Source organism: Desulfotignum phosphitoxidans DSM 13687 (genome assembly GCF_000350545.1).
Classification (GTDB): domain Bacteria; phylum Desulfobacterota; class Desulfobacteria; order Desulfobacterales; family Desulfobacteraceae; genus Desulfotignum; species Desulfotignum phosphitoxidans.
The window spans coordinates 25,140-33,870 of the sequence record NZ_APJX01000019.1; the positions used below are offsets into that span (position 1 = coordinate 25,140).

Sequence of the window (8,731 nt, forward strand, 5' to 3'; positions counted from 1 at the left end):
TTCTTCCGACCTTGAAGAAGATCCAATTGAAAATGCCTACATCCCTTTGCCGAACGGGCAATGGGGGTAGACGCATTCCGGGCAGTCCATACACAACCCGCCATGGCCCAGGAAGGCCAGCTCTTTTTTGCCGATATGTTCGCCGGTCAGCAGCCGGGGCAAAATGAGATCCAGCACCGTGGTCCGGTGGTGAAGTCCGCAGGCAGGCACCCCGACCACGGGGATTTTTCCGATATAAGCCACCATGAACATGGCTCCGGGAAGGGCTGCAGCCCCGTAATGCATCTCATCGGCCCCGGCCCGGTGTATGCCTTTCCGGGTCACATCGTCCGGGTCCACGCTCATGCCTCCGGTGAGCAGAATTAAATCACACCCGTTCTTGAGATGGGTTTCGACGGCCTGTTGAATCAGATCGACGTCATCCGGCGCAAAAGAAATGCCGGACACCACGGATCCCAGATCTGCCAGCTTGCTTTCCAGAATCGGAGTAAATTTATCCGTGATCAGGCCGCTGAACACTTCATTGCCGGTGATCACAATACCCGCACGCCGGGAGATCAAGGGAAGGACTTTCAAAATACCGCCGTTTCGGGAGGCAATGGCTGCGGCCCTTTCCACCGGGGCTTTTTGCATCACCAGGGGAACAGCCCTTGTGGCTGCCACCTGACGGCCCCGGGTGACCCGGGTATAGCTGTGCAAGGCGGCGCACATCACCTCATCCACCATGTTGAAGGCGGCCAGGCCGGCCTTGTCCACATTCAGAAGCCCGTCCCTTTCCGCATACAGGCAGATCTTGCCCTCTTTCGGGTCATCACGCCAGGTGACCCCTTCTCCGGCCAGACCCTGAGCCAAAATGGCGGCGGCCTGGTCCTCATGGATTTCATCTTCGTCCAGGTCGATGAGATACAAATGTTTTTTCCCCAGTTTCTGCAAATGGCAGATATCTTCATCACATACGGTGTGGCCTTTTCTGAACGCCGGGCCTTTGAACTCTCCAGGCCTGATTTCCGTGATGTCATGGGCCAGGGGTTTTCCCACCGCATCTGTGACACGAATTTTTTTCAACATCCTGGATTCTCCTTTTCAAATGACCGGTGACTGGTCCATATCCGGCCAGGTGATCTCCCTGGCATGGGAAAAATACCCCTGGCCGGCGCACAGCTTGCACACAGGCCGGCCGTTTTCCATTCTGTGCCGGCCGTCTCTGACCACCTGGCCGCACCGGGTGCATGTCTTTTTCTGCCGGGTGGGACCGGGCAGGTCCAGTTCATCGACGGCCACATGGACGGACTGCACCCGGAACAGCACACTTTCAGGCATACGCTGATAAGCGGTCAGCTGTTGTTCTCTTTTATCAGCAATCTCCGGGGCATAGACATCACAAAGATCCCGGGATTCTTCCGTGGAAAGCACTCGAAAAGACTGTCCCGTTTCCAGGTTGACAAAGGTGGCGGCCATGATCCCGTAATCCATGAATTTGAGACTCCGCCGGCCCAGTTTGACGCCCGTGACATGGGCCACGGCATCGGCCGTGCACCGGTCCATCTCCACATACACCAGCAGTTTTTTGATCTGCTCCCGGCAACCGGGGTTGTCCAGACCGATCAGCCGGCATCCGAGCATGGCCATTCTCACCCCCACCACCTGGCCCGGGCACAGGTGCCCGTGGGCTGCGGCTGAACTTTTCAACAGCGTTTCAAAAGCGTCCATGTGGGTCCTTGATTCAATAAAGGGTTCAATACATAACGTAGACTGAGTATAAAGGCAGACCAGAGGTGCCGTCCTTGATATAGATCAAATTCCGGAATAAAATCAATCCATCTTATTAAAAAAAAAGGCAATATATCTCACCGATTTTGAGGAAAATTATCCGGCGTTCCGGTACTGAAGGTCGCACCCGCTACAAAAAAAGTTGTAAAACTTGATCTGAATCAATTCCCGATGAATCCGGCTGTGATATGTCCATATCATAAGAACAAACATACTCTAAAAAAACTATCAAGCCAAGGGAGGAGTTGTCATGGGTGTCAATCGCCGTGAATTTATCAAAACCAGTCTGGCTGCCGGGGCGCTGACGTCCCTGGATCTGAAGTTCATGCGGTTTGCAGGGTCTGCGGCCGCTTCTGCCGGGTCCAAAGGAGAAACCGTCACCCGGACCACCTGCTCCCCCAACTGCACCGGGGCCTGCGGGTTCAACGTGCATGTGAAGGACGGCCGCATCACCACTTTGATCCAGGCTGCAGACTATCCGGAAGACAGCTACAACCCCAGGGGATGCCTGCGGGGACTGTCCATGATGAACCTGGTGTACGGCAAGGACCGGATCAAATATCCTTTGATCCGCACCGGTCCCCGGGGCAGCGGTGAGTTCCGGCGCGCCTCCTGGGATGAGGCCCTGGATTACACTGCGGATAAACTCAAGAAAATAACGAAAAAATACGGGCCTGAAGCCATCGCCACCACGATCCAGGTGCCCGGCACAGGCTATGTGCACAAAGGCGCATTCGTGCGTCTGGCCGGCCTGGCACAATGGACCATCCACCATGGGTATGACCAGAACGGAGACCTGCCCATGTTCTGGCCCATGACCTTCGGGGTCCAGACCGAAGAGCTGGAATCCCTGGAATGGCCCAATGCCGGGTATACCATTGTGCTGGGGTCCAACCTGGTGCAGACCCGGCTGCCGGATGTGCACCATCTCATCGAAGCCAAGAAGACCGGTAAGGTGGTGGTAGTGGACCCGGATTTCTGCTCCACCGCATCCAAGGCTGATGAATGGGTGTCCATCAAGCTGGACACGGACGCGGCCCTGGCATTAGGGCTCGCCCGGGTGATCATTGACCGGGGGTTGTATGACAAGGCATTTCTCCAGGATTTTACGGATATGCCGGTGCTGGTGCGCAAAGACACGGGCAAGCGGCTGCCGGCAGAACAGGTCAAGGCCTTGAAAGCACAGGCTGACCAGATGAAAATCCCGGAATACCGGGACCTGTTTGTGGTGTCCCGGGAAAACCGGCTCACCATTCTGGATCCCGGGCACCTGGGATCCACCCATGCCGACCTTACCGGATCCTACAAGGTGGAACTCACCGACGGCACCACGGTGGAGGCGGTCACGGTATTTTCCCTTCTCCGGGAGATGCTGGCCGAATATTCTTTAGAAACCGTGGCACAGATCACCGGGGCCCCGGCCCAAACCATTGAACGCATCGCTGTGGAGGCAGCCACCCGGACCCCGCTGCACATCGTGTACGGGGCCTCCAACTACCAGTGGTATCACGGGGACCTCAAGGGCCGTGCCCTGTCTCTTTTGCCGGTGCTCACCGGCAGCATCGGTGTCAGCGGAGGGGGCATCTCCACCTATGCCGGCCAGTACCGGATCCGGTTTGACGTCAGTGAATGGTGGTTTCCCAAAGAGGGAAAGCTCAACTGGGTGCCCTACCTGCATTTTCTCAACAGCGGCGGCCCCCGGTATCCTGAAAAAGGCATCAAGGCCATGATCGGCGGATGGGGCAACCCCTTTGACCAGCACAACATGTCCAATGCCCTCAAAGACCGGTCCGCATCCGGGGACATCGAATTTGTGGCCACCTTTGACTTCAACATGACCACCACCTGCATGTGGTCGGATGTGGTGTTCCCTGCCACCACCTGGTATGAAAACTATGAGCTCACCGCCACCATCCTGCACCCCTATCTCCAGCTCCAGGAACCGGCCATCGCCCCGTTGTTCGAGGCCCGCACCGGTCTGGCACTCATGCGGGGGCTGGCGAAACGACTCAATCCGGACTGGGAAGCCTATTTTTATCCGGACATAGATGACACAAAAGCCTCCCTTGAGATCATCGACCTGCTGTTGAAAACAGGCGGCATGGAAACCCGCGGCATCACCCTGGACATGGTGAAAAAAGGGCCGGTGCGGCTGCATTCCACTGCTCCTGATGACCGCCAGGTGCCTTTTTACGAGCAGATCCATGACCGGGTGCCGTTCCCGCCCCCCAGCTACCCGGCCCCGCTGCCGGCCACGGCAAGGTTCGTGAAATCCGGCCGCATTGAATTCTACAAGGATGAAGACCTGTTTCTGGCCGAAGGCGAACAGCTGCCGGTATGCAAACCCACCTTTGAAGACACCGAATACAAAGAAGATCCAGACGCTTTGACCAAATACCGGCTGCGGTTTGTGACCAAAAATTCTTTGTACCGGGTTCATTCCACCCATTCCAACAATGTGTGGCTCAATGAACTCCAGGGCCACAAACCCAAGATGTTTTTGAACCCGGCGGATGCGGCGGAGCGCAACATTGCGGCTCACGATCTGGTGGAGGTGTACAACAACCGGGGCAAAACCCGGGCCTGGGCCGTCATCGATCCCGGCTGCCGCCGGGGCACCCTGATATTTGAACAGGGGTGGTGGGCCAAATACCTCCAGGATCAATCCTATAATTCTTTGACCCGGGCCTGGATCAAGCCGCTTCACGAAATCTATTTTGTACCGGGCATCTGGTCCCCCACCACGGTGTGGAACGAGTGCCTGGTGGATGCAAGGAGGATCACCACATGAGAAGAGGAATGGTCATCGATCTTGAAAAATGTATCGGGTGCCGGTCCTGTGCCGTGGCATGCAAGCAGCACAATGCCCAGCCCGCCGGCAGCTGGTGGAACCGGGTGGTCACCCCGGGCAGTGAACGCCACCTGACCGCATCGACCCCGGAGAATCTGTATTTTCTGCCCATCCACTGCCAGCACTGCAACAACGCCCCCTGCGTCAAGGTGTGTCCGGTGGGGGCCACCTATCAGACCGACGACGGCATCGTGCTCATCGATTTTGAACGGTGCATCGGGTGCCGGTACTGCATGGCGGCCTGCCCTTACGGGGTGCGGCAGTTCAACTGGGAATCTTCCAAAGACGGCATGCAGCGGTATGAATACCAGAACAACTATACCTATGGACATCCGGAACCCTTCCGCCTGGACAACCGCCTGGTGTATTCACCTGTGCGCATCAAGGGGGTGGTGGAAAAATGCAATTTCTGTGTGCATTACCAGGACCAGGGGCTGGATCCGGCCTGTGTCCGGGCCTGTCCGGGAAAGGCCCGGCACGTGGGGGATCTGGATGATCCGGACAGCCGGGTATCTGAAATGATCCGGCAGATGAACGGATTTACCCTGCTGCCGGAAAAAGGTACCCGGCCCAATGTGTATTACCTGCCCCCCAAACGAAAGGAGGTGTGAAAATGGATACCCCAAAAAAAATCAGCCTGACGGTTTTCGGCCTGTTCATGGCCGCAGGGGCTTTGATGTGGGCACTTCAGCTGGGCAGAGGCATGATCGTAACCGACATGCACAATGCCTATTCCTGGGGGCTGTATGTATCTGCCCTGGCCTTTTTTGTGGGCAACGCCGCCGGCGGCCTGGTGCTCAGCTCCATGATCTATATGTTCGGGGTCACCTCCCTCAAGCCTTTTGCCCGGATCGGGGCCCTTTGCGCCTTCGCCAATGTCACGGCGGCCATGCTCATTGTGCTGCCGGATCTGGGGCAGCCCTTCCGGGTTTTGAACCTGCTTTTGCACCCCCAGATCATGTCACCCCTGGTGTGGGATGTGATCGTGCTGAACCTGTATGCCGGCCTGTCTTTGATCTATCTGTATCTGCTCATGCTGCCGGATCTGGCTGGCCGCACCGGAATACTGAAAAAAATCGCCCTGCCGGTAAAAGACCCTGCCGGGTTTTCCGATACATGGGCCCGGAGGCTGGCCCCGTTTTCCCTGGTGGCGGCCGTGGGCATCCATGTGGTGACCGCCTGGATTTTTGCCACCCAGGGGGCCAGAGGCTGGTGGCACACCGCGGTGATGGCCCCGGATTTCGTGGCCGCGGCCCTGGCTTCCGGCACAGCCGTGGTGATGCTGGTGGCAGTGCTGTGTTACGGCACGGCTGAAAAATTCCAGAACGCCTTTCGCATCATGGCGATATTTATCGCCACCGCGTTTTTCATCCACCTGTTTCTCATGTACAACGACTTTGTGATCCATGCCTGGTACGGCACTGATCATGCGAAAGAGACCCTGGCCATCACCCTGCAGGAATACGGCCTGGCCCACGCCTTTGAGGTACTGGCCCCTTTGCTGGGGGTGGTGCTGCTGCTCAACCGGCATGTGCGCAAAACCGTTTCCGGCATCATTGGGGGCTGCCTTTTGATGATCGCCGGCATTTTTGTCCACCGGATCCTGCTCATGCCGGCCGCCTTCAACCAGATACCCCTGACCCTGGCGCCTTTGGGAAGCCAGAACACCCTTTGGCCCGTTCCCATTGCCTCGGGCCGGTACAATCCCCCGGCCGACACCTTTGTCACCCATCACAGCTATTTTCCCACCTTAGTGGAGATCCTGATTTTTGCCGGGGTCCTCTCCTTTGTGTGCGCCCTCATCCTGGTGGCCGTTCACAAGCTGCCCGTGGTAAAGGAGGGATAAAACCATGGGTCAGATATCCGAAGTTCAGTTTTCCGCAGAACCGGAAACCCTCATGGCCCTGTCCCGGCTGTTCACCTACCCGGAACAGTTGCCCGATGGCAGGGATCTGGCCCGGATCTTTACGCAGGCAGGGCCGATCCCTGCCTGCCCCTCCCTGACCGGGCTTCAAAACCGGTATGTGTCTTTGTTCATCAACCACCTGCCGGAGGTGCCCTGCATCCCCTGCGGCTCCTGGTACCTGGAGGGCACCCTCATGGGGCCCTCCACCCTGAAGCTTTCCGCCCTGTACCGGGAATACGGATTTGAACCCCTGGAAATACCGGATCACATTGCCGTGGAGCTGGAGTTTCTGGCGATCCTGTCCACCCTGGTGTGCCGTGCTTCTGATCCGGAAAACAGGACCCGGCTCACCGCGGACCTGAAGTTTGTATCCGGTCATCTGGCCGCCTGGACCCCGGAATTTTTCGATCGGGTCGTCTCATGGGATGAAAAGGGATTCTATGGTGCCCTGGCCCGGGCGTGCCAGCCCTTTTTCTGATTTTTCCATCAGGCACCTGACCTGAATAACGTCCCTGTCTCCAAATCGTCCATATCGGAATGGATTCCGAAAAAGTCTTGACTATTTCGGAATGGATGTCAGAATAGTCTTCATGGAACGATATATCACACCCTATATTCAACAAGATTTGGATCAAAAAATCATCCTGTTGACCGGGCCGCGCCAAACCGGAAAAACGACGTTGTCAAAAATGCTGAAACCTGATTTTGATTATTTCAATTATGATCATGTTGATGACAGATCCAGCTTGCAGGAAAGATCCTGGGACCGGTCAAAACCCCTGATCATATTTGATGAGCTGCATAAGCTCAAAAACTGGAAGTCATGGGTGAAGGGCATTTATGATAAAGAGGGGATTCCACCGTCTATACTGGTTACAGGCAGCGCCCGGCTGGATACCTATAAGAAAGTGGGGGATTCCTTGGCAGGACGATTTTTCCAGTTCAGACTGCATCCCCTGGATCTGAAAGAGATCCACATGTTTTTAAACCCCGGCGACCTTGAAGCAGCACTGGACACCCTGCTTTCGGTTGGTAGTTTTCCAGAGCCTTTTTTAAATGGCACAACCCGTTTCTATAACCGCTGGAAAAAATCCCATCTGGATATCATTCTTAAGCAAGATCTCATGGATATTGAAAATGTTCAGCAGATCACTCAGATGGAAACGCTGATCCAACTATTGAGACACCGGGTGGGAAGCCCGCTGTCATACAGTTCCCTGGCCCGGGACCTGCAATGTTCCGATAAAACAGTTAAAAGATGGCTCACGATCCTCGAAAACATGTATGTGCTTTTCAAAGTGCCGCCCTTTCATAAAAACATTGCCAGGGCGATTCAAAAAGCACCAAAATTTTACTTTTACGATACCGGGCAGGTTCTGGGAGATCCAGGCATCAAGCTGGAAAACGCTGTGGCATGCGCCATTCAAAAAGAACTGCATTTCCGGGAAGATTGTCTGGGAGAAGAAGGACGGCTCAATTATTTGAAAAACAAGGATGGCAAAGAAATTGATTTCTGTATTTCAACAAACAGCACCCCGGGTTTGTTGGTAGAGGTAAAATGGAACGACAACAACCTGAGCCCGAATTTCGAGACATTTAACGCATTTTTCCCTGGAATTAAAATGGTCCAGGTGTCAAAAAAACTGGACAGGGAAAAAACGTTTCCAAACGGGGCGGAAATCAGGCGTGCTTCCACCTGGTTGTCTCAATTACATCTGCCCTGATTTCCTGGAACGGGTAAACTCATCCACGCGGCAGCCGGTCAATCCGGATGAAGAATCACAGGATTTTCTCCTGTTGCATTTTTAAATTTCTTTTACTATACAGGAACTCAGTCTTTTTCCCCATCGGTCTCAGTTCCTGTAACCGAAAGAGCGGAGCTATTTTTTCATGCCATTCTTCAACATATCCGATCTCATCTGGGACGACTTCATCTATCCCCGGAGCGCCCGAAAACAGCAGACCATCGATGCCTACGGCGAAGCTTTGACGGCCGGGGCCGCATTTCCTCCCATCATCATCCAGCCCGTGATCAATTATTCGGCCCCCAACACCAGCCTGTCCGAAATCCTCTTGCTGATCCTTGACGGGATCCACCGGTGGAGTGCGTACAAGGTCCTCGGCCTGACCGAAATCGAGGCCGTGCTCTGGCAGGACCAGCCCCTGGATTATGCCTGTCTCTTATACACATCTCCGAGCCCACG

General features: G+C 55.4%; 7 protein-coding genes and 1 pseudogene. 6 read left to right on the top strand and 2 right to left on the bottom strand.

The window, feature by feature from the left end:
• Positions 1-36 precede the first annotated feature (36 nt).
• Both DPO_RS22960 and DPO_RS22965 read right to left on the bottom strand, forming a co-directional pair.
• A complete protein-coding gene (locus tag DPO_RS22960) occupies positions 37-1,068 on the bottom strand; it encodes a molybdopterin-binding protein (RefSeq protein WP_006968777.1) in 1,032 nt (343 codons plus the stop codon).
• 15 nt (positions 1,069-1,083) lie between these two features.
• Entirely contained in the window at positions 1,084-1,710 is a 627-nt protein-coding gene (locus tag DPO_RS22965) for an FmdE family protein (RefSeq protein ID WP_006968778.1), read from the bottom strand.
• A 310-nt stretch (positions 1,711-2,020) separates the two neighbouring features.
• Between DPO_RS22965 and DPO_RS22970 the strand changes: the two genes are divergently transcribed.
• From DPO_RS22970 to DPO_RS22995, 6 genes and pseudogenes are all read left to right on the top strand, one after another.
• Positions 2,021-4,561, top strand: coding sequence for a molybdopterin-dependent oxidoreductase (locus DPO_RS22970; RefSeq protein WP_006968779.1), 2,541 nt, complete (start codon positions 2,021-2,023; stop codon positions 4,559-4,561).
• Entirely contained in the window at positions 4,558-5,232 is a 675-nt protein-coding gene (locus DPO_RS22975; RefSeq protein ID WP_006968780.1) for a 4Fe-4S dicluster domain-containing protein, read from the top strand. The genes DPO_RS22970 and DPO_RS22975 overlap by 4 nt, the downstream gene beginning before the upstream one ends.
• Positions 5,233-5,234: 2 nt before the next feature.
• A complete protein-coding gene (nrfD, locus tag DPO_RS22980) occupies positions 5,235-6,467 on the top strand; it encodes an NrfD/PsrC family molybdoenzyme membrane anchor subunit (RefSeq protein WP_006968781.1) in 1,233 nt (410 codons plus the stop codon).
• Between the two features lie 4 nt (positions 6,468-6,471).
• Positions 6,472-7,005, top strand: coding sequence for a TorD/DmsD family molecular chaperone (locus DPO_RS24275; protein WP_006968782.1), 534 nt, complete (start codon positions 6,472-6,474; stop codon positions 7,003-7,005).
• Positions 7,006-7,117: 112 nt separating this feature from the next.
• Positions 7,118-8,251: an ATP-binding protein gene (locus DPO_RS22990; RefSeq protein ID WP_040012285.1), complete on the top strand. Its 1,134-nt coding sequence runs from the start codon at positions 7,118-7,120 to the stop codon at positions 8,249-8,251.
• Positions 8,252-8,417: 166 nt separating this feature from the next.
• Positions 8,418-8,731: pseudogene (locus tag DPO_RS22995) on the top strand (MerR family transcriptional regulator); the annotation flags it as partial.

Excerpts from the sequence above, each read along its gene's own strand:
- DPO_RS22960 (WP_006968777.1), bottom strand. The coding sequence starts at position 1,068 with ATGTTGAAAAAAATTCGTGTCACAGATGCGGTGGGAAAACCCCTGGCC.
- DPO_RS22965 (WP_006968778.1), bottom strand. The coding sequence starts at position 1,710 with ATGGACGCTTTTGAAACGCTGTTGAAAAGTTCAGCCGCAGCCCACGGG.
- DPO_RS22970 (WP_006968779.1), top strand. The coding sequence starts at position 2,021 with ATGGGTGTCAATCGCCGTGAATTTATCAAAACCAGTCTGGCTGCCGGG.
- DPO_RS22975 (WP_006968780.1), top strand. The coding sequence starts at position 4,558 with ATGAGAAGAGGAATGGTCATCGATCTTGAAAAATGTATCGGGTGCCGG.
- nrfD (WP_006968781.1), top strand. The coding sequence starts at position 5,235 with ATGGATACCCCAAAAAAAATCAGCCTGACGGTTTTCGGCCTGTTCATG.
- DPO_RS24275 (WP_006968782.1), top strand. The coding sequence starts at position 6,472 with ATGGGTCAGATATCCGAAGTTCAGTTTTCCGCAGAACCGGAAACCCTC.
- DPO_RS22990 (WP_040012285.1), top strand. The coding sequence starts at position 7,118 with ATGGAACGATATATCACACCCTATATTCAACAAGATTTGGATCAAAAA.